Raw genomic sequence first — 20451 nt, 5'->3', positions numbered from 1 at the left:
AACCGGCTGGATGTACGACCGAGTTAACGGGGCGTCTGGCACCCCGGCCTGATTCTGAAATACTTTTTACGCTTCATCTTTCTGGCTGCCTTGATGCAACCAGAAGATATTGCGTAATTTTTATTAGGCACGCAGTTTGACGTCGATAGCGTCTTGCGTGCGAGTGCTGCGTGGAGCGTCATGTGTGTGCTGGCGACCAGACACATCCAGGACTTCCTGATTATTCACCAGTTCGCCCAACGTAATGTTGTTGAGGAAACCGGTCAGACGATCGCTCAGATCGCGCCACAGCGCGTGAGTCAGGCATTTATCGCCGCCCTGACAACCGCCTTTGCCCTGGCAACGGGTCGCGTCTACAGACTCGTCAACAGCGCTAATCACTTCACCTACTGCGATGCTGCCGGCATCTTTACCCAGCAGATACCCGCCGCCTGGTCCACGTACGCTGGAAACCAGACCGTTTTTACGCAAACGGGAAAACAGCTGCTCCAGATATGACAGGGAAATTCCCTGACGTTCAGAAATATCAGCCAACGGTACCGGGCCCGTTTCGGAGTTGAGCGCAACGTCCAACATTGCGGTCACGGCATAACGCCCTTTTGATGTCAGTCTCATGTCTTACTTAGCCTCAAACTCGCCCCTGCCCGGGGTTTTTTATTGTAAAATGGGGGTATTGCATAGCAGGGGCAAGTCTGACATTCCCGACTAAATCAGTCAACTATTTACTTGACTAATTTAGTCAGGTATTTAACCTTCAGTGCCATTTTCACTTACTGGATGGCGCTTCGCTAATCCGGCCTGGAAATCGTGCAGCCATCCGGCATCAAGACGCTTACTTGCCTTTATTCTGCTGCTCTATAGAAGCTAAAATTCCGCGCAAAATGTTCAGCTCCTGGCTCTCAGGACGCGCACGAGTGAACAGACGGCGCAGCTTGTTCATCACCTGCCCCGGATGTCCTTCGCGGATAAACCCGGTCGACAGCAGCGTTTGTTCCAGATGACCGTAAAAACGCTCTAAATCATCGACCAGCGGATACTCAGCTTCTTCGTATTCTGCGGTCTTGTCGCTTTCCTGCGTTGCCAGCCAGGCCATGCGAACTTCATAAGAGATGACCTGCACCGCCATCGCCAGGTTGAGCGAGCTGTATTCCGGGTTCGCGGCAATGGCGACGTGATAATGGCACTTCTGCAGCTCTTCGTTGGTCAGGCCAACGCGTTCACGTCCAAACACCAGCGCCACCGGCGAGTTCGTTGCTTCAGAGACGCTTTTTAAACCGCATTCACGCGGATCCAGCATCGGCCACGGCAGCGTACGGGAGCGCGCACTGGTACCTACCACCAGGCTGCAACCCGCCAGCGCTTCATCGAGAGTATCGACGATCTGCGCGCTGCCGATCACATCGCTGGCACCAGCCGCCAGGGCGATGGCCTGGGAGTCCGGTTTAACCAGTGGATTTACCAGCCACAGATTAGTTAAACCCATGGTTTTCATTGCGCGGGCCACAGAGCCCATGTTGCCAGTGTGAGAGGTTTCCACCAGCACGATTCGAATATTTTGCAGCATTGTATTTCTTCGGCTAAAGATTATTCGGGCATATTATCATAAAACGAAGACATATTCCGAACTCGCTGCTATACTCTGCGCCGTTTTCCCGTTCTTTAACATCCAGTGAGAGAGACCGATGCATCCGATGCTGACCATCGCCGTGCGCGCAGCGCGCAAGGCGGGTAATGTAATTGCCAAACACTACGAAACGCCAGACTCTGTAGAAACCAGCCAGAAAGGCAGCAATGATTTCGTGACTAACGTCGATAAAGCCGCCGAAGCGATTATTATCGAAACAATTCGCAAATCTTACCCACAGCACACCATCATCACCGAAGAAAGCGGTGAGCATGTTGGTGAAGATCAGGATGTTCAATGGGTTATCGATCCACTGGATGGCACCACCAACTTCGTAAAACGTCTGCCGCACTTCGCGGTTTCCATCGCAGTACGCATTAAAGGCCGTACTGAAGTCGCCGTTGTTTACGATCCAATGCGTAACGAACTGTTCACCGCAACCCGCGGCCAGGGCGCACAGCTGAACGGCTACCGTCTGCGTGGCAGCACCGCACGCGATCTGGACGGCACCATCATCGCCACCGGTTTCCCGTTCAAAGCGAAACAGCACGCCACGTCTTACATGAAAATTCTTGGCAAGATGTTTACCGAGTGCGCTGACTTCCGCCGCACAGGTTCTGCTGCGCTGGATCTGGCTTACGTTGCCGCTGCACGCGTTGACGGTTACTTCGAAATCGGTCTGAAACCATGGGATTTCGCCGCAGGTGAGCTGATTGCTCGTGAAGCAGGCGCACTGGTTTGCGACTTCACCGGCGGTCATAACTACATGGCGACTGGCAACATCGTTGCAGGTAATCCGCGCGTAGTGAAAGCCATGCTGGCTAACATGCGTGACGAACTGAGCGACGCGCTGAAGCGTTAATTCAGTACAGCCCGGTGGTGTCCTGCTTACCGGGCCTACGTGTTGATACAGGCCGGATAAGGCGTAGCCGCCATCCGGCTTTGATTAAAACGGTCTAATCCCTCGCCCCACCGGCACCGCGCTCACCCACATCACTACCGCAGCAGCAATCAGCACCGCACCACCGGCTAATGCCAGCGTCGTCCAGCCAATCTGTCGCCACAGCACCGGCGCTTTATGTCCGCTAAGTCTCACCGCCAGCGAGCGGAAACTGTGTACCAGCAAAGCCAGTGACGTAATGGTCAAAGAGGTTCCGGCCGCCATCGCCAGCGCCGACGCCATGCCCCAGCTAAAAACGCCAACCACTTTGCTAAACAGTAAAACCATAATTGCCCCGGAGCATGGCCGCATTCCCATAGACAAAACGATCATCAGCCGGGCGCGCCAGTCATCACCGCTTTGCAGCTGTTCAGGATCAGGCAAATGCTGATGCCCACAGCCACAGCCCTCGTGATGCACATGGTGCGGCGTGAAGGCGGTAAATTTCGGGCGACGCAGCAACTGGCGCAATTTCTTCAGTGCACGGACGCACAATAAAACGCCCAACACGCCAACCAGCGCATAACTCCCTTTCTCCAGCCAGAAACTACTCATATGTAGCTGTCGTGCAGGCAACTGCAAAATGGTGAGCACCACAACCACCAGCCCAATGGCGACCAGTCCCTGTAATAAAGATGAGGCCAGCGTCAGGCCAATACTCGACCTCAGCTTCGAGGGATGCGTTGCCAGCCAGGTGGTAATGACGACTTTTCCATGTCCTGGTCCCAACGCATGCAGCACACCATAAAGAAAACTAAACAGCAGCAGCGATCCCCCGGCCTGGGCCGGATTGGCGGCAACGGCTTTCAGCAAACCGCTCATCTGCTGGTTAACGTCGCGCTGCCAGACGACACTTTTCATCATCACCTGCGGCCAGGCCTGCCATAGCCACAGTATGCCGACTGCAGCCAGCAGTAAAAACACCGCCAGCGGCCATAGCGTGAGCCAGCGGCGTCTGGCGGCGCGTTGTTGATAAACTACGGACATTGCAGCGTCACCGTCTGTGCAAACTGTTTACCCAATTCCATATCCTCCGGCGGTGCGTCTTCTTTATCCAGCGACTGCGCAAAGCTCAGCATTTGTTCATTCGGCGTCGGCGTATGTACTGAAATACGGCATTGCTGACTTATGGCCTGCGCCAGCCTGGCATCGCTGTCTTTGTCATAGCTCATATCAACGTAGTAGGTGGGGTCGAAGGTTGAAATGGTATATTTTTGACCGCTCAGCGGCTGAGCTTCCGCCAGCGGCAACACGAACGTCAGCACTGCCTGATGTTCTTCACGCTCCATGCCATATTCCGTCGGCCTGTTTTTAAACTTTACCTTTTTCCCGTCGTGCCACACTTCGGTGAAATAGTGCTGCCCGAGGACGTTGGCCATCACTTCTGCCGCCAGTTTTTTCCAGATCTCATCACCAGGTTTGGCATTTCCCGCATCGTAAAGCAGATCTGCCGAGGTGATTTCATCCATCGTCCAGCGCATTTTTAGCGCGACGAACTGGTCATTCTCGCTCACTATCTCGGTTTTCAAATGGATAAAGCTGTGGGGATGCGCACCTGCGCCAAAGGACAGGATCGCGAGAAACAACGTCATAATGATACGTTTAACGCCTTGCATGAGTTCTCCACGAGAAAAATCTACACCGCCACAAATAATGATGCTGTGTTTGGCGAAAGTGTGCTGAGGATACCATTGAACGAAAAAATGTTGAGCCTCCTTTTCCGGTATCGATTCAGTTCTCAATTTCAACAATTTCTTCTTCAGCAACATCCTCCCAAATACCTTTTCGTCGCCACAACTTAAGTAAAATGATAACAATTTGTTAATTTATGGTTTCATTTTAATGTTTTGTTAACACTGAATTTAAATTCCTGAGTGTATTTCCGTTCAAATTTAACCAATATTTAACCATTTATTTTCCATAAAATTACAATAATGGGCATAGATCACATTCACCAAACTTGTAATTCATTCCCTCTTCCATTCGTTGTTAACTTCACGCCGTGACATGTCCTGCCCCCCTACGAAAGGTACAACTATGAAATTCAAACTCGCATTACTCAGTGCAACCCTGGTTTCTGCATGCATGTTGTCCGGCACATCCTTTGCGGCGGAAAAATATGAAATTGCTGTGGTTGCCAAAGTCACCGGGATTCCGTGGTTTAACCGGATGGAAACCGGTGTTAATGAAGCAGCAAAAAAACTGGATGTGAATGCTTACCAGACCGGGCCTTCCACGCCGGATCCGGCACAGCAGGTCAAAGTGATTGAGGATCTGATCGCCAAAAACGTCAACGCCATCATCGTGGTACCGAATGATGCCAAGGTCCTTGAGCCAGTACTGAAAAAAGCGCGCGATAAAGGCATTGTCGTTCTGACGCACGAATCCCCGGATGAGCAAATTGGCCAATGGGATATCGAAACCATCGATAGTGAAAAATACGCACAGGCCAACGTCGATGAGTTAGCAAAAAACATGGGCGGCAAAGGGGGTTACGCCATCTATGTCGGTTCACTGACGGTGCCGCTGCATAACGCGTGGGCGGATTATGCAATTAAGTACCAGAAAGAAAAATATCCGGAAATGTTTGAGGTCACTTCACGTCTGCCGGTTGCGGAAAGCATCGATAAATCCTACGCCACAACGCTGGACCTCATGAAAACTTATCCGCAGATGAAAGGCATTATCGGTTTCGGCTCGCTGGGTCCAATCGGGGCGGGTCAGGCTGTGCAGAAAAAACGCGCCAAAGATAAAATCGCCGTTGTCGGGATTGCAATGCCAGCACAGGCTGCACCTTACCTGATGCGCGGTGATATCAAAAAAGCGCTGCTGTGGGATCCAAAAGACGCGGGCTACGCGCTGGTAACGGTTGCCGATCAGCTGTTGCAGGGCAAAGAAGTTAACGCCGACCTGAGTATCGATGGTTTAGGGAAAGCCGATATCGACACGGAGAAGAAAGTGATCCGCTTTAACAAGATCCTCGAAGTCACCAAAGACAACGCACAATCACTTGGTTTCTAAGGCTTTAGCCAACACCAGGGAACCTTAACGCCGGCCGTCTGGCCGGCGCTATCAACCAAACTAACACTCAGCGTCCATCCGGGCGCTCGCAGGGGTATTGTCCATGGCAGACACCACCGCATTTATCACTCTTGAGAATATCAGCAAACAATTCCCGGGCGTGCTGGCGCTGGATAACGTGAATCTGACGCTGAGAAAAGGCGAAGTTCACTGTCTGGCGGGTCAAAACGGCTGTGGTAAAAGTACCATTATTAAAGTGATCTCCGGAGTTTATCATCCGGAAAAAGGCGCGCAGATTTTACTCGATGGCAAATTGTTCCATCACCTGACGCCGCAGCTCTCTTCCCATTATGGCATTCAGGTTATTTACCAGGACCTGTCGTTATTCCCTAACTTTAGCGTCGCGGAGAATATCGCGGTTAACCGCTATCTGCCCGGTGGCGATATCTGGGTACGTCGTGGCGCCATGAAGCAGCAGGCGCTGGCAGCCATGAAGCGCATCGGTGTGAACATCGATCCCGATAAAAAGGTTGAAAAACTCTCGATTGCCGACCGACAACTGGTCGCCATTTGCCGGGCGATTGCCGCCGACGCGCGTCTGGTGATTATGGACGAGCCTACCGCCTCACTAACCCGTCAGGAGGTTAATGGCCTGCTACGGGTCGTTAACGAACTAAAAGCTGCCGGAATTTGTGTAGTGTTTGTCAGCCACCGTCTGGATGAAGTGATGGAAGTGGCTGACCGCATCAGCGTGATGCGCGACGGCAAACTGGTGGGCACTTATCCTGCCAGCGAACTCGACAGCCACGAGCTGGCTTTCCTGATGACCGGACAACGCTTCCACTATAGCCCGCTGCCGGAAAGACCCGCTATTGAGCAAGAGCCCCTGCTGGAGCTGCGCAACCTCAGCCGCAGAGGCAAATACCAAAACATTAATCTGTCGCTGCACGGCGGCGAGATTGTCTCCATTGTGGGCCTGCTGGGCGCCGGACGCACCGAACTTTGTCTGAGCCTGTTTGGCATGACGCACCCAGAAAGCGGTGAGATTCGCATTAACGGCCAGCCGGTCACTCTTCGCAATAACCATGATGCCATCAAACATGGGATCGGCTACGTCTCAGAAGATCGCCTGACGCAGGGGCTGATCATGGAGCAGTCGATCTACGACAACACCATCGTCACGGTGTTTGATCAACTGCATACTGGCAGCGGCCTGCTCGATCACCGTAAAGCGCAAAAACTGGTCGCCGACTTGATCCGCGAGCTGAATATCAAAGTGTCCGATCCACACCTGCCGGTTAAAACCCTTTCCGGCGGTAATGCCCAGCGTATCGCCATTGCCAAATGGGTGGCGACTAATCCCCGCATCCTGATCCTCGACTCCCCTACCGTAGGCGTAGATATCGCCAACAAAGAGGGTATTTACCAGATAGCCCGCGATCTGGCGGAACAGGGTATGGCGGTGCTGATGATTTGCGATGAAATCCCGGAAGCGTATTACAACAGCCACCGCGTGCTGGTGATGCGTCGCGGCAGGCTGGTGGCGGAATTTAATCCTCATCAGTGCCGTGAAGAGGAGATTGCTGAAGTGGTCGAGGTAATCAATGAATAAGATGCATCTCTCCCGTTTAATCGGGCAACATGAATTTTGGCTGGGCCTGCTGGTTGTGGCCCTTGCCGTTGGGCTGAGCATCAGCACCGATGAGTTCTTGTCTTTGGGGAACCTGACGGATGTGGCTACCAGCTATGCGATTCTCGGCATCCTTGCCTGCGGGCTGTTTGTGGTACTGATTTCCGGCGGGATCGACATCTCATTTCCGGCGATGACCGCGATAGCCCAGTATGCGATGGCCAGTTGGGTTATTGGCCACGGCGGCAACTTCGCGCTGGCGTTAATCATCGCGATTGCGGTGGGCCTGTTGCTTGGACTTATTAATGGCTTCCTGGTCTACTGGCTGCGCGTTCCGGCCATCATCATTACCATCGCCACGTTGAACGTTTACTACGGTCTGCTGGTGTACGCCACCAAAGGCACCTGGCTGTACGGCTTTCCGGACTGGTTTATGAACGGCATCAATTGGTTCTCGTTCACCGCGGCGGATGGCTACGACTACGGCTTGACACTGCCTCTGCTGTGCCTGGCGGCTGTGATCATCTTTACCGCCGTGCTGATGAACTATACCCGTCTTGGCCGTCAGGTTTACGCCATGGGCGGTAATCGTGATGCGGCCTCGCGCCTGGGGCTGAATCTGCTGAAGCTGCATTTCTACGTGTATGGCTACATGGGCATTCTGGCAGGCGTTGCCGCCGTGGTTCAGGCGCAAATCACCCAGTCAGTTGCGCCCAATTCGCTGCTCGGCTTTGAGTTGACGGTACTGGCGGCGGTCGTGCTCGGCGGAACCAGCATGAGCGGCGGACGCGGAACATTAACCGGAACTCTGCTCGGCGTGGTTCTGCTGGCCTTCTTACAAAATGGCCTGACGCTGCTCAGCGTCTCCTCTTACTGGCACACCGTGTTCAGCGGCGCCATTATCCTGGTCAGCATTAGCGCCACGGCCTGGAACGAAAAACGCAAACTGGCAAGGGAGCTTTGAGATGAAAACAATCGCCAGATTTTTACCCGGTGATGCCATCATTCGTCTGCAATGCGTCATTATTGTGGTCGTCGCCCTGGTCTTCTCGGCCCTGCTCGGCAGCCGTTTTTTCAGCGTCGCTAACTTCCAGTCGATTGGCTCGCAGCTGCCGATCCTTGGCATGCTGGCCCTCGGGATGGGCATGACCATGCTGACCGGCGGCATAAACCTGTCGATAATTGCAGGAGCGAATGCCTGCTCGCTGGTAATGGCGGCGATTATCGTCACCCATCCGGATAACCCGCTGTTTCTGGTGCTGGCGCTGCTGGCAGGCGCTGCCGTGGCGGTCGCAATCGGTACGCTCAACGGCGCGCTGATTGCCTGGGTCGGGGTTTCGCCGATTCTCGCCACGCTCGGCACGATGACGCTTATCTCCGGGCTGAATATTCTGCTTTCCAATGGGACAGTGATTTCCGGTTTCCCGACCGCCATTCAATATCTTGGTAACGCCACGATTGCCGGTATTCCGGTAGCGCTGCTGCTCTTTTTCCTGGTGGCAATCCTGCTGTGGGTACTGCTGGAGCACACCACGCTTGGGCGCAGTCTGTATCTCGTTGGTTCCAATGAACAGGCTACCCGCTACAGCGGCGTAAATACCGTCCGGGTACAAATTTCCGTGTACGTGATTTCTGCCCTGCTCGGCTGGGTCGCCGCCATTCTGATGATGGCGAAATTCAACTCGGCAAAAGCCGGATACGGTGAGTCCTACCTGCTGGTCACCATCCTTGCCTCCGTCCTCGGCGGCATCAACCCGGATGGCGGTTTCGGGCGCATTATCGGCCTGGTACTGGCGCTGATTGTGCTGCAAATGCTGGAAAGCGGCCTTAACTTGCTGGGGGTCAGCAGCTATCTGACGATGGCCCTGTGGGGCGCGGTGCTGATCCTCTTTATCGCATTACAGAATCGTAAAGCCTGATTTCAGGAGAAAAAATTATGGCAAGTTACTTTATTGGTGTGGATGTCGGAACCGGAAGCGCCCGTGCCGGCGTGTTTGATCTCAACGGCAGAATGGTCGGCCAGGCCAGTCGGGCTATCGAGATTTACCGCCCGCAGGCCGATTTTGTTGAGCAGTCTTCCGATAACATCTGGCAGGCGGTGTGTAACGCGGTTCGCGATGCGATTAACCAGTCGGATATCAACCCAATCCAGGTGAAAGGTCTGGGCTTTGACGCTACCTGCTCACTGGTGGTGCTGGATAAAGAAGGTAAACCGCTGACCATCAGCCCGTCCGGGCGCAGCGAACAGAACATCATTGTGTGGATGGATCACCGCGCCATTACCCAGGCTGAACGCATTAACGCCCTGCATCATCGGGTGCTGGACTACGTTGGCGGCATTATCTCCCCGGAAATGCAAACGCCCAAGCTGCTGTGGCTGAAGCAGCATATGCCCAATACCTGGGCCAATGCGGGTTACTACTTTGATCTGCCCGATTTCCTGACCTGGCGCGCAACTGGCGATGACACACGATCATTGTGTTCGACAGTGTGTAAATGGACCTATATGGGCCATGAAGACAAATGGGATGCCAGCTACTTCCGCCAGATTGGGCTGGAAGACCTGCTGGAACATGATGCTGCCAAAATTGGTCGCTACGTGAAAACCATGGGCGAACCGCTCGGTCACGGGCTGTCCGCGCGCGCCGCCAGCGAAATGGGATTGATTCCCGGGACCGCGGTCAGCGTCTCGATAATCGATGCCCACGCCGGCACGCTCGGAACGCTCGGCGCAAGCGGAGTTTCCGGCGAGGTGGCGGATTTTGACCGTCGTGTCGCGCTAATTGGTGGCACCTCCACCGGACACATGGCGATTTCCAAAGAGCCGCGTTTTATCGGCGGCGTCTGGGGTCCTTACTACTCAGCCGTACTGCCGGAATACTGGCTCAATGAAGGCGGGCAGTCAGCAACCGGGGCGTTAATCGACCACGTTATTCAGTCGCATCCGTGTTACGAAACCCTGCTGACGCAGGCTAAGTCTCAGGGGCAAACCATTTATGAAGTGCTGAATGCGCTGCTGCGTAAAATGGCTGGTGAGCCGGAAGATATCGCCTTTTTGACCCGAGACATGCACATCCTGCCCTATTTCCACGGCAACCGCTCGCCGCGCGCTAACCCCACGCTCACGGGAGCAATCACCGGACTGAAGCTGTCCCGCACGCCGGAAGATATGGCGCTCCAGTACCTCGCAACCATCCAGGCCATTGCGCTGGGAACGCGCCATATCATTGAAACGATGAACCAAAGCGGCTACACCATCGATACGATTATGGCCAGCGGCGGCGGGACGAAAAACCCGATCTTCGTTCAGGAGCATGCCAACGCCACCGGTTGCGCCATGCTGCTGCCTGAAGAGAGCGAAGCCATGCTGCTGGGCGGCGCCATGATGGGGACTATCGCTGCAGGCGTGTTCGACACGTTCCCGGAAGCGATGTCGGCAATGAGCCGGATTGGTAAAACGGTCACCCCGCAGACCAATCGCATTAAGCAGTACTACGATCGCAAATATCGGGTATTCCACGAGATGTATCAGGATCATATGAAATACCGCCAACTGATGCAGGAGGACGCATGAGTGACTCCTGGTCTCAGGCCACCGGCGTATTTCAGCTCTATAGCGATGCCCTCGCAGGTCTGGGACAGCATCTGACTGAACCGGTCTGGCAGCCGCTAATGGCGGAGCTGCGCGGTTGCCAGGGGAAAATCGTCGTCACTGGCGTCGGTACATCCGGTATTGCGGCGCGTAAAGTCGCGCACATGCTCGCCTGCGTGGAACGTCCGGCGATTTACCTCAACGCGACGGATGCGGCGCATGGCGATCTCGGTTTTTTACGCGCCGACGACCTGGTCATTATGCTATCACGCGGGGGAAATTCGGATGAACTCACCCGACTGCTGCCCGGACTGGCTGCGAGAAATGTGCCCATCCTGAGCGTGACTGAAAACGCCGACTCAGCCATTGCTAAAGCGTCGAGGCTGGTGATTTCCACCGGCGTCCAGCGTGAGGCCGACCCGTTGAACATGTTGGCCACCACCTCAATTTTACTGGTCCTGGCTATCTTTGACGCCGCCTGCGCCTGTCTGATGAGCGAAAGCGGTTACTCAAAAGAGACGCTATTGTCTGTACATCCTGGCGGTGATGTGGGATTAACGCTGAGCCGCGAGCAGTAACACCAGACCGCGCATTTCCACTCGTCTTCTCAACCCGTCACCCTCAGGCGGGTTTTTTTTATGTCTCAATAGAAGATAAAACAGTGAAAAAGCCAGTTAACGCGCTGCGTTCCACTCCTGCTATCTGTTCCGCACGTTAAAAATTCTGTGACGCTCTCCAGCATTCCTGGTGGAAAGCATTCCATTCTCCAAATCTATGAGCAAACTTTAGCTATTCTTATCAAACATACTTACGGGAGATCCTACAGATGATGTCAACGCTTGCTCCACCATCTGTACTTTCCGCTCCCCAGCGCCGTTGCCAGGTGCTGCTGACGCTTTTCCTGCCAGGGCAAATCGCTACAGCTCAAACCTTCAGTAGCCTCAATGGCGTTGATGATGCCACTGTTGAGGAAGATATTATTGGCGCAGGACTCGAAATCCAGCGCTATCACCGACTCGCGATTACCACCGCGCTGAATGGCGGCTATACGATCGAAGGGACCCCGCTAAATCAGCGCCTGTGTCTGTTACAGTGGCTGCGCCGCGGTCTGCGGATCTGCCCGACTTTTATCGCCCAGCATTTCACACCCGCATTAAAAATGGCGCTGAAACAACAAGGTATCGCGCGTACGCTGTATGACGACACCAATCTGCATGCGCTCATTAATCTGTGCTCCCGGCGCTTGCAGAAGCCGTTTGAGTACCGTGACATCCAGTTCCTGCGCCTGTATTTACAGTATTGTCTGCTACAGCATCACGCGGGAGTCACCCCGGAATTTAATCCGCTCCAGCAACGCTGGGCGCAATCCTGCGCAGAGTATCCGCTCGCTGAGGAAATTGGCCGCCACTGGCAGCGCCACGTCATGCAGAGTGCGCCGCCGGGCGAATCGCTGTTTATGGCGTTGCTGTTCTCAATGCTCCGTATCCCCGACCCTGTGCGCGATAACCACCAGCAGGATCGTCGCCTGCGTCTTGCTATTGCACGGCTGGTGCTGCGTTTTCGCGAGTATGGCAATGTACGCTTCAGCGATGAGCAAGGACTGAACGATCAGCTGTATATTCACCTTGCCCAGGCGCTTAACCGCAGCGTGTTTGCCATTGGCATAGATAACACGCTGCCGGAGGAGTTCAGCCGACTTTATCCCCGTCTGGTTCGTACTACCCGCGAGGCGATACATGGCTTCGAAGCGGAGTACGATGTGCAGTTTTCAGAAGAAGAGATCGGGCTGGTCGCCGTTATTTTCGGTGCCTGGCTGATGCAGGAGAAGGATTTGCACGAGAAGCAGATTATCCTGCTGACCGGCAACAATGAACAACTTGAAGCGCATATTGAGCAACAGCTGCGCGAACTGACGCTGCTGCCGCTCAACGTAAAACATATGCCGATGCAGGACTTTCAAAAACAGGGTGCGCCGCGCGGAGTCACGCTGATTATTACGCCGTATACCACGCCGCTGCCGCTGTTTTCTCCGCCGTTGATTCATGCGGATCTGGCACTTACGCCGCACCAGCAGCAGCAGATCCGCAAAATCCTCGAATCATAACGTTGCAGGCTGTGCCACCACCTTTGGGCGCAGAAAGATTGCCGGTAGCGCCACCAGCGCCATCACCCAGAATACGCCGTTGCCCAGATTCTGGTACAGGTAGCCAGCGAATACGGTCATGATGGCGATGCTGCCGCCCATCGCCACCGCAGAATACACCGCTTGCAAACGTATCACTTCGCTGCCCTGGCGCGTCGCGATATAGCGCATTGCCGCCAGGTGGCAGACGGTAAAGGTTCCGCAATGGAGGATTTGCACCACAATCAGCCACGGTAGCTCAGTGCTCCAGCCCATCAACCCCCAACGTGCCACGCCGCAAACGGCGGAAAGCAGCAGCAAATCGCGCGCGCTAAAGCGGCGGAACAGCTTGTGACTGAGCGCGAAAATAATCACTTCCGCCACCACGCCTAATGACCATAAATAGCCCACCGCCGAAGCGGAATATCCAGCAGACTGCCAGTAGATGGCGCTGAAACCGTAATAAGCGGCATGCGCACCTTGCAACAAACTCACACAGGCCAGAAAACGCCAGCTTTGGGTTATCAACGCACGCCAGGCGGGCCATCCCGCGCTCTCCTGCTGACGGTTTTCCCCCGCCGGCTGCACGCTCGGGCGGATCATCATCCCCAATAGCATCGACGCAACGCCAAGCGACAGCAGGACCAGGATCACCCGATAGTCAAACAGGGTCACCAGCTTGCCGGTCAGCGCGGAGCCAATCACAAAGGCAACGGATCCCCACAGTCTTACCCGACCGTAGTCCATGGTTATCTGTTTTTGCCAGGTGTTGGCCAGCGCGTCGGTCAACGGCACCAGCGGCGATAAAAACAGGTTAAAGCCGACCATCACCACCATCAGCCACGCCACGTTGGTGCCTGCCCAGAAGGCCAGCGCAAACACCAGCGTCAACAGGGCCAGAATACGTAAAGCGGAGATCAGACGAGAGGGATCGCTTACGCGCGGCGCAATCAGCAAACTGCCGAGAAAACGTGCAATCAGCCCCGCGCCCAGCAGTAAACCGATGGTTTCCGGCGTCAGCCCCAGCCCTTCGAGCCAGACGCTCCAGAAAGGCAGAAAAATACCGTAGCTAAAGAAGTAGGTGAAATAACCGAGCGCCAGCCAGCGCGTGGAATGCAAAGCCATGGGTCCTCCCGTTTTAGAAGCCCTAGTCTAATGACACAAGCCGCATTCTGAAGAGTACTACTGTTCACATTTACCAGATAATTGTGACAAACATCACTTTTAACCAACACTGTTGGCTATCCGAATCCACAATCATTTACACCTGTACAATTTTACAGCAGAAGATGTGATGGGATGAGTAAACAGGAATGCAAGAAAGGAAAATATTTAGCTAAAAAACACGCAACTGAATATTAAGGGCTTAATATCATCACGAGTATAATACTTAGCAAAAACATTCGTTATTATAATATTTCACCCCTCACTAATTTAATATTATTTAATACAATGACAGTTAATTCGCTTATTTTTAATAAATATAATCTGAAAACATCACGCCTTAACTTGCTTATGCACGAATATCGAATACCATCGCCCCGCAATTAATTTTAACCTGTATGTTTTCATAAATTTAATTGTCAATAGGTTTATCGGATAAGAGGGAATTTAATGAACAAAATTACAAAATCTATAGCAGTTAGCCTGATAGCGCTTTCTGCGGGAAGCGCATGGGCGACAGATGGCACCATTGAATTTACGGGTGAAATTCTAACCAGCACCTGTGAGTTTTCTAATGGCGATGTCATCAACGTAGAACTGGGTCACTACGCCGCTGCTCAGTTTAAAAGCGTCGGCGACCGTTCCCCGGCGATTCCGGTTGATATTCCGTTAAAAAATTGCCCAACCACCCCGTGGGAACACGTTGATGGTACAACGGACAACTCGTTCCAGGTGTGGCTGGAAACGCGTGCAGGCGGCACCGTGGCCAATCACGACGATCTGGTCGCCGTTAGCAGCCTGGATACCCCTGCAACCGGCGTGGGTATCCGTATCGACAGAGCCAGCGACGGCCAACAAATGTCGCTGAATAAGCTCACCACGCCGAAAGTTAGTTTTACCCCGGAAGCCGATGGCACCACTACCGTAGGGCTGCAAGCCTATTACGTCTCCACCGTTGATTCATCACTGATCACCCCTGAGGAAGCCAACGCCAGCGTGGATGTCACCATAGACTACCGCTAATTCCCGTACGTCGTCTCTTTTCTTCCAGCAAGGACGGAAAGAGACGTTTTCTGACGTCTGGTTAAGGATGACTGTGATGAAAAAACACACTATTCTCGTATTATCGATGCTGCTTGGCGGCTGGGTCAGCCAGTGCCTCGCGGGTGGAATTGTGCTAGAGAGAACTCGCGTCATCTACGATGCCGGGAAAAAAGAGGCCGCCCTGCCGGTGGCTAACCGCAGCGAGAACCTGCCCTATTTATTACAGTCGTGGGTCGATAATGCGCAAGGAACGGCGCGTGGTCCTTTTATTATTACGCCACCGCTATTTCGTCTGGATTCAGGCAGCGATTCATCACTACGAATAATTAAATCATCTGAAAACATCATTAATAACAAAGAATCACTTTTCTTTATTAACGTCCGCGCGATCCCGGCAAAAAGCCAGTCTGCCGACAGCGATAATAATATGCTGACCCTGGTATTTAAAACGCGTATCAAACTATTCTATCGGCCAGCCAATTTAACGGGTAAACCTTACGATGCCTATAAATCTCTCGAATATAAATATAGCAATAATAAGTTAGACATCTATAACCCATCAGCTTATCACGTCGTCTTTGCCGGTATTGCGCTCGGGAAAACCGATCTCACCAGTAAAATCGACTATATCGCTCCCGGCGAGCATAAACAGATCGAGGTTCCCGCTTCTGCAGGGAAAACGGTGCAGTGGGCAGCCATTAACGACTACGGCGGGGCCACCAAAACGGAAACCCGAACGCTGCAATAGCCGTCCCCCACGTTGACCACACGATAATAGCTCTCAAGGAATGACAAGCGAAATGGTGCAATTAACACCGCATTTATTAACCACGAAACGGCTCTCTGTCTGGATACATTGCGCGATTGTCAGCGGATGCCTGAGCGCATGCCAGGCCTGGGCCAGCGATCTCTATTTTGACCCGGCGCTGCTGGAAACGGAGAAAAGTGGCCAGCGGGCAGTGGATCTCAACGTATTTTCTCAGAATAACGCCCAGCTCCCTGGTGAATATATTGTTGATATTTATATTAATAAAAAGAAAACGGTACAACGTACGCTGCCGTTCATCACCGGTAAAGACCACCAGCTGATTCCTCAGTTCACCCTTGGGCAGCTACGTGAGTTAGGCTTTAAGATCGACAACTATCCGCAGCTTGCGGAGCAGGACAACCGTACGATAATTGCCGATCTGGCGCAGGCCATCCCCGGCAGCGTCTCTCAGTTCGACTTCAACCATAGCCGGCTGAATCTCAGCGTGCCGCAGATTGCATTGTACCGCGACGCCCGCGGCTATATTGACCCCTCCCGCTGGGACGACGGTATGCCGGTGCTGTTTACCAACTACGCCTTTAGCGGCTCGCAGAACCAATACGACAGCGATAACACCCAGCGCCAGTATCTGAATATGCAAAACGGCGCCAATATCGGCCCCTGGCGGCTGCGCAATTATTCCACCTGGACGCACAACGATAACGACACACGCTGGGAGAGCATTAATAGCTGGTTGCAGCGGGATATCAAAAGTCTGAAATCGCAGCTGGTAATGGGCGAGAGCGCAACGGAAGGCACGGTATTCACCAGCTATCAGTTTACCGGCGTGCGGCTGTACTCCGATGAAACCATGCTACCCAACAGCCAGCGCGGCTTTGCGCCGACTATTCGCGGTATCGCCAACTCCAGCGCTATCGTCACGGTACGGCAAAACGGCTACACCCTGTATCAAAGCAATGTCCCGGCCGGCGCTTTTGAAATCAACGACCTCTACCCCTCTTCCTTCAGCGGCGATTTAGACGTCACTATCGAAGAGGCCGACGGTAGCGTGCGGCACTTCGTCCAGCCGTTCTCCGCGCTACCGCAGATGCAGAGGCCGGGATATCTCAAATACAGCGCCACCGCCGGGCGCTTTCGCGCCGCCAGCTCGCAGGACAGCAACGAGCCGGAGTTCCTTGAAAGCACCGCCAGCTATGGCCTGAACAACGTGTTGACCCTGTACGGTGGCCTGAATGCCTCGCAGGACTATCGGGCGCTGGCGCTGGGTCTCGGCTCTACGCTCGGCGAACTTGGGGCGGTATCGATGGATGTCAGCCGTGCGGATACCCAGCTTGATAACGATGAAAACTATCACGGCTACAGCTGGCGTACCCAGTACATCAAAGATCTACCGGAAAGCGGCACCAGCGTGTCAGTAAGCTACTATCGCTACACCAGCAGCGGTTATTTCAACTTCTCCGACGCCAACCAGAAGGACATCAGCGCCGACGACCGCCTGCGCGATGAAGCTCAGTTCACCGTCAGCCAGTCGCTGTTTTCTGGTATCAGCTTCTACGCCTCCGGCTCGCAGCAGAAGTACTGGGATCGCGGGGGGCAGGATAAAAACCTGTCCATCGGTCTGAACGGCAATCTATGGGGCGTGAGCTATAACCTCAGCGGCCAGTTCACCGATTCGCAGGACAGCGACAACGATCGCACGCTGTCGCTCAGCCTGAGCGTACCGCTGGATCGCTGGCTGTCGCATGCGCGGGCAACCTGGCGCACCACCGATCAACGCGATCGCGCCACACAGCACGAAGTGGGTATCAACGGCTCGCTGCTGGAAGACCGTCGACTGAGCTATAGCCTCAAACAGCGGCAAAGCGAAGGCGGCGGCGGTGATAGCAGCAGCCTGTACGGCAGCTATCGCTCTGCCTATGGCACCATGAATGCGGGCTACGACTACAGCAGCGATAGCCAGCAGATGAGCTACGGCCTCTCCGGCGGTATTGTCGCCCATCCCCACGGCGTGACGCTGTCGCAGCCGCTGGGTAATGCCTTTGCGCTGATTGACGCCAACGGCGCGGCAGGTATCCGGGTGAAAAACTATCCGGGCATCGCCACCGACTATTTTGGCTATGCCATTATCCCCTATCTGACCGCGTATCAGGAAAACGCCATCTCTCTCGATACCACTATGATGCCGGATAATGTCGATGTGACCGAAACCGTGCGTACCGTGGTGCCTAATCGCGGTGCCGCCGTAACGGCGCACTTTATTGCCCAGACAGGCTACCGCGTGCTGTTGAAACTCACCGATGCGCGAGGGAATGCGCTGCCCTTCGGCGCAGTAGCCAGCAGCCAGACACAGCAAAGCATCGTCGATGAAGGCGGCGTGCTGTATATCACCGGCGTGAACAATCAGCCGCAGAGGTGGTCCGTGCGCTGGGGCAATCAGCCTGATCAACAGTGCCAGTTTACCTTCAGCCTGCAGGAAGATGCCGCTCGCAGCGCCGCAATACATAATGGGAACGCACTATGTCAATAAAGAATTCGTGGATGAAAAATGGGATTGCCGCCGCGCTGCTGGCGCTATCTATCGCCCCGGTCTACGCGGCGAACGGGTCCTGCGTCGCATCAGGTCCATCAGGTCGCTTTAACGCCGATGTCTCCAGCGACTGGACACAAGCCCAGAACGTCGCCGGAACCTCGCTGGAGCTGCCGACGCCACTCACGGGCGGTGCTTATCAAATTGATTGCGGCTGTGGCGCGGGTAGCAGAGTGGCGCTGTTCTATACGGTCACCAGCGCGCTATCCGGAAACGGTCAACTCAGCGGCTTTTACCATCTGAATGATAATCTGGATATTAAAACCGAAGTTGACGATATTCCCGGCGCCACAGCCGTCTTACCGACAAACCGTGACCCATTGAGAGAAAGCGGCTCGTATGGGATAAGCAGCGAAAAAGGCAGCGTATGTATCGACGATCCGGCGGAGACTCGCGCCGCGCCGGTGACGATTGGCGCACGTACCCGTTTTACGCTGTACGTCACCAAACCCTTCTTAGGTGAACTGGTGATTCCAGATACCCAAATCGCCTCCGTACGGGCCGGATGGAGCACGACGACCACCTCTCCGTCAATGAACAACCTGGGAGATATCGCCGAGCTGCACATCCAGGGGAGCATTACCGTGCCTCAGGACTGTAAAATCAACCAGGGCGACGTCATTCAGGTCGATCTCGGTTATATCAACACCAGTCGTTTCACTACCCTTAATGAGATGCCGGACGGCTATACACCAGTCAATTTTGATATTGACTACGACTGTGGCGATACATCAAGCATCAACAATGATATGGAAATGAGGATTGATGGCGATGATGTGCTTGATCAGTACACGTTAGTCGCCCGCCGCCGGGAGGCCGATAATATCCCGGACATCGGCGTGAGAATGGCTCGTATCGACGACACCCACCGCGATATCCCGTTCACAAATGGGTTAATCGCTATCCATTCTTCCGGCCGGGGGAGCATCAGCCTGGAGGCATGGCCGATCAATCTCCTCGGTGGAACGCCGGCCCCAGGTAAATTTAGCGGTACAGCCACGATTACCGTTCTCGTGAAATAGCGGTTTACTCTATCCTCTGGCGTTGTGCCAGTTCGATGAATTGCTGCAGGGCGGGCTTTAGCTCGCCCTTCTTCCATGCCATCAACAATGCCAGCGTTGGCGCTTCACCGACGATTGGCCGAAAAACCACCTGCCCGGTATTAAAATTATTCATATAACCGGGTATCAAAGTCACCCCCAGTCCCATGCCGACCAGATTCATGGTCACCAGAATATTGGTCGCTACCTGCACAATATTGGGCTGGCTTTCCTGCTGCTGAAACCAGTTTTTGACAATCATCGCTAGCGCCCCGGAATAAGCGGGATCGGTACTGACAAAATTTACGCCATGCAGCTGTTCTGCGGAGATCGCTTGCTCATTGGCTAACGGATGATTCACCGGTAACACCACGACCAGCGGCTCATGAATCAGCTCCAGATAATCCAGCTCCGGGCTGTACACCGGGTGACGCATTAAGCCCACGTCCAGTTCTCCGTTGAGGATCCTTTCTTCCTGTTCGGTTGTTATCAGGCTTACCAGCTCAATGTGTGTATCCGGTTGTTTTAAACGAAATAAGGGCAGCACTTTCGGGAGCAAATTCACCTCAGCGGAAGGGACAAAACCAATAGCGAAATGATTATCTTCCTGCCCCGTTTTACGGGCGCGAACTTTGGCATTTTCCGCCTGCTCAAGGATCGCCAGCGCATCCTGTAAAAAGCATTCCCCCGCCGCCGTCAGCGCAACTTTTCGCTTATCCCGCACCAGTAACGGAACGCCCACGCAGGTTTCCAGATCGCGGATCTGGCTGCTTAACGACGGCTGAGAGGTATGCAGCTTTTCTGCCGCCCGGGTGAAATTCAGCGCCTGCGCCACCGCCACAAAATAGCGTAAGTGCCTCAGTTCCATGCCCTTCTCCTTGTTATCGAAAAAATGTCTCAACTGGTAGAAATTTACTA

18 protein-coding genes are annotated in these 20451 nt (G+C 54.0%); 12 read left to right on the top strand and 6 right to left on the bottom strand.

The window, feature by feature from the left end; translation table 11 throughout:
* Window positions 1-123: 123 nt before the first annotated feature.
* Both iscR and trmJ read right to left on the bottom strand, forming a co-directional pair.
* Window positions 124-615, bottom strand: coding sequence for a Fe-S cluster assembly transcriptional regulator IscR (gene iscR, locus OGV38_RS00595; protein WP_005120405.1), 492 nt, complete (start codon window positions 613-615; stop codon window positions 124-126).
* Window positions 616-832: 217 nt separating this feature from the next.
* The gene (gene trmJ / locus OGV38_RS00590) at window positions 833-1564 is read right to left on the bottom strand and encodes a tRNA (cytosine(32)/uridine(32)-2'-O)-methyltransferase TrmJ (protein ID WP_016157139.1); all 732 of its coding nucleotides are present in this window, start codon (window positions 1562-1564) and stop codon (window positions 833-835) included.
* A gap of 118 nt (window positions 1565-1682) precedes the next feature.
* Between trmJ and suhB the strand changes: the two genes are divergently transcribed.
* Window positions 1683-2486, top strand: coding sequence for an inositol-1-monophosphatase (gene suhB, locus OGV38_RS00585; RefSeq protein WP_016157140.1), 804 nt, complete (start codon window positions 1683-1685; stop codon window positions 2484-2486).
* A gap of 84 nt (window positions 2487-2570) precedes the next feature.
* Here the strand turns inward: suhB and OGV38_RS00580 are convergent, their stop codons facing one another.
* Together OGV38_RS00580 and OGV38_RS00575 are read right to left on the bottom strand one after the other, a co-directional pair.
* On the bottom strand, window positions 2571-3551 hold the full coding sequence (locus OGV38_RS00580) for a nickel/cobalt transporter (protein WP_016157141.1): 981 nt from the start codon (window positions 3549-3551) through the stop codon (window positions 2571-2573).
* Complete coding sequence (locus tag OGV38_RS00575) at window positions 3542-4180, bottom strand: DUF1007 family protein (protein ID WP_016157142.1); 639 nt, start codon at window positions 4178-4180, stop codon at window positions 3542-3544. The genes OGV38_RS00580 and OGV38_RS00575 overlap by 10 nt, the downstream gene beginning before the upstream one ends.
* 421 nt (window positions 4181-4601) lie before the next feature.
* Here OGV38_RS00575 and OGV38_RS00570 point away from each other — a divergent pair, with 421 nt between their 5' ends.
* The 7 genes from OGV38_RS00570 (at window position 4602) to csiE (ending at window position 12911) form a co-directional block, all read left to right on the top strand.
* The gene (locus OGV38_RS00570) at window positions 4602-5585 is read left to right on the top strand and encodes an autoinducer 2 ABC transporter substrate-binding protein (protein ID WP_003037665.1); all 984 of its coding nucleotides are present in this window, start codon (window positions 4602-4604) and stop codon (window positions 5583-5585) included.
* Between the two features lie 103 nt (window positions 5586-5688).
* A complete protein-coding gene (locus tag OGV38_RS00565) occupies window positions 5689-7197 on the top strand; it encodes a sugar ABC transporter ATP-binding protein (RefSeq protein ID WP_016154014.1) in 1509 nt (502 codons plus the stop codon).
* Window positions 7190-8179, top strand: coding sequence for an ABC transporter permease (locus OGV38_RS00560; protein WP_008785467.1), 990 nt, complete (start codon window positions 7190-7192; stop codon window positions 8177-8179). The genes OGV38_RS00565 and OGV38_RS00560 overlap by 8 nt, the downstream gene beginning before the upstream one ends.
* A 1-nt stretch (window position 8180) precedes the next feature.
* A complete protein-coding gene (locus OGV38_RS00555; RefSeq protein WP_003037658.1) occupies window positions 8181-9134 on the top strand; it encodes an ABC transporter permease in 954 nt (317 codons plus the stop codon).
* 17 nt (window positions 9135-9151) lie between these two features.
* Window positions 9152-10789, top strand: coding sequence for an FGGY-family carbohydrate kinase (locus OGV38_RS00550; protein WP_003847100.1), 1638 nt, complete (start codon window positions 9152-9154; stop codon window positions 10787-10789).
* Complete coding sequence (locus tag OGV38_RS00545; protein WP_286472837.1) at window positions 10786-11385, top strand: KpsF/GutQ family sugar-phosphate isomerase; 600 nt, start codon at window positions 10786-10788, stop codon at window positions 11383-11385. Before OGV38_RS00550 ends, OGV38_RS00545 begins: the two co-directional genes overlap by 4 nt.
* A 248-nt stretch (window positions 11386-11633) precedes the next feature.
* Window positions 11634-12911 (top strand): stationary phase inducible protein CsiE, encoded by a 1278-nt coding sequence (csiE, locus tag OGV38_RS00540; RefSeq protein WP_286472835.1) that lies wholly within the window; start codon window positions 11634-11636, stop codon window positions 12909-12911.
* On the opposite strand, the gene OGV38_RS00535 is transcribed toward csiE, so the two are convergent.
* Window positions 12906-14054, bottom strand: coding sequence for a 3-phenylpropionate MFS transporter (locus OGV38_RS00535; protein WP_286472833.1), 1149 nt, complete (start codon window positions 14052-14054; stop codon window positions 12906-12908). The genes csiE and OGV38_RS00535 overlap by 6 nt on opposite strands.
* Before the next feature lie 489 nt (window positions 14055-14543).
* Here OGV38_RS00535 and OGV38_RS00530 point away from each other — a divergent pair, with 489 nt between their 5' ends.
* The 4 genes from OGV38_RS00530 to OGV38_RS00515 all read left to right on the top strand — a co-directional run bounded on the left by OGV38_RS00530 (window position 14544) and on the right by OGV38_RS00515 (window position 19515).
* Complete coding sequence (locus tag OGV38_RS00530; RefSeq protein ID WP_286472832.1) at window positions 14544-15116, top strand: fimbrial protein; 573 nt, start codon at window positions 14544-14546, stop codon at window positions 15114-15116.
* Between the two features lie 76 nt (window positions 15117-15192).
* The gene (locus OGV38_RS00525; protein ID WP_016154019.1) at window positions 15193-15885 is read left to right on the top strand and encodes a fimbrial biogenesis chaperone; all 693 of its coding nucleotides are present in this window, start codon (window positions 15193-15195) and stop codon (window positions 15883-15885) included.
* A gap of 52 nt (window positions 15886-15937) precedes the next feature.
* Entirely contained in the window at window positions 15938-18433 is a 2496-nt protein-coding gene (locus OGV38_RS00520; protein ID WP_286472831.1) for a fimbria/pilus outer membrane usher protein, read from the top strand.
* Complete coding sequence (locus tag OGV38_RS00515) at window positions 18424-19515, top strand: fimbrial protein (RefSeq protein WP_077249785.1); 1092 nt, start codon at window positions 18424-18426, stop codon at window positions 19513-19515. The genes OGV38_RS00520 and OGV38_RS00515 overlap by 10 nt, the downstream gene beginning before the upstream one ends.
* A 4-nt stretch (window positions 19516-19519) precedes the next feature.
* On the opposite strand, the gene hcaR is transcribed toward OGV38_RS00515, so the two are convergent.
* On the bottom strand, window positions 19520-20401 hold the full coding sequence (gene hcaR / locus OGV38_RS00510; RefSeq protein ID WP_019077393.1) for a DNA-binding transcriptional regulator HcaR: 882 nt from the start codon (window positions 20399-20401) through the stop codon (window positions 19520-19522).
* Between the last annotated feature and the right edge of the window lie 50 nt (window positions 20402-20451).

Origin of the sequence: Citrobacter sp. Cb080 (genome assembly GCF_030334745.1) — a bacterium.
Lineage (GTDB): Bacteria > Pseudomonadota > Gammaproteobacteria > Enterobacterales > Enterobacteriaceae > Citrobacter > Citrobacter braakii.
Note: the sequence above shows the minus strand (reverse complement) of the source record. Positions and strands in the feature narration are given on the sequence as shown.

Bases quoted from the DNA above. Each gene is read 5' to 3' on its own strand.
- OGV38_RS00580 (WP_016157141.1), bottom strand. From the start codon at position 3,551: ATGTCCGTAGTTTATCAACAACGCGCCGCCAGACGCCGCTGGCTCACG.
- suhB (WP_016157140.1), top strand. From the start codon at position 1,683: ATGCATCCGATGCTGACCATCGCCGTGCGCGCAGCGCGCAAGGCGGGT.
- OGV38_RS00515 (WP_077249785.1), top strand. From the start codon at position 18,424: ATGTCAATAAAGAATTCGTGGATGAAAAATGGGATTGCCGCCGCGCTG.
- hcaR (WP_019077393.1), bottom strand. From the start codon at position 20,401: ATGGAACTGAGGCACTTACGCTATTTTGTGGCGGTGGCGCAGGCGCTG.
- iscR (WP_005120405.1), bottom strand. From the start codon at position 615: ATGAGACTGACATCAAAAGGGCGTTATGCCGTGACCGCAATGTTGGAC.
- OGV38_RS00545 (WP_286472837.1), top strand. From the start codon at position 10,786: ATGAGTGACTCCTGGTCTCAGGCCACCGGCGTATTTCAGCTCTATAGC.
- OGV38_RS00550 (WP_003847100.1), top strand. From the start codon at position 9,152: ATGGCAAGTTACTTTATTGGTGTGGATGTCGGAACCGGAAGCGCCCGT.
- OGV38_RS00575 (WP_016157142.1), bottom strand. From the start codon at position 4,180: ATGCAAGGCGTTAAACGTATCATTATGACGTTGTTTCTCGCGATCCTG.
- csiE (WP_286472835.1), top strand. From the start codon at position 11,634: ATGATGTCAACGCTTGCTCCACCATCTGTACTTTCCGCTCCCCAGCGC.
- OGV38_RS00555 (WP_003037658.1), top strand. From the start codon at position 8,181: ATGAAAACAATCGCCAGATTTTTACCCGGTGATGCCATCATTCGTCTG.
- trmJ (WP_016157139.1), bottom strand. From the start codon at position 1,564: ATGCTGCAAAATATTCGAATCGTGCTGGTGGAAACCTCTCACACTGGC.
- OGV38_RS00565 (WP_016154014.1), top strand. From the start codon at position 5,689: ATGGCAGACACCACCGCATTTATCACTCTTGAGAATATCAGCAAACAA.
- OGV38_RS00535 (WP_286472833.1), bottom strand. From the start codon at position 14,054: ATGGCTTTGCATTCCACGCGCTGGCTGGCGCTCGGTTATTTCACCTAC.
- OGV38_RS00520 (WP_286472831.1), top strand. From the start codon at position 15,938: ATGGTGCAATTAACACCGCATTTATTAACCACGAAACGGCTCTCTGTC.
- OGV38_RS00525 (WP_016154019.1), top strand. From the start codon at position 15,193: ATGAAAAAACACACTATTCTCGTATTATCGATGCTGCTTGGCGGCTGG.
- OGV38_RS00570 (WP_003037665.1), top strand. From the start codon at position 4,602: ATGAAATTCAAACTCGCATTACTCAGTGCAACCCTGGTTTCTGCATGC.
- OGV38_RS00530 (WP_286472832.1), top strand. From the start codon at position 14,544: ATGAACAAAATTACAAAATCTATAGCAGTTAGCCTGATAGCGCTTTCT.
- OGV38_RS00560 (WP_008785467.1), top strand. From the start codon at position 7,190: ATGAATAAGATGCATCTCTCCCGTTTAATCGGGCAACATGAATTTTGG.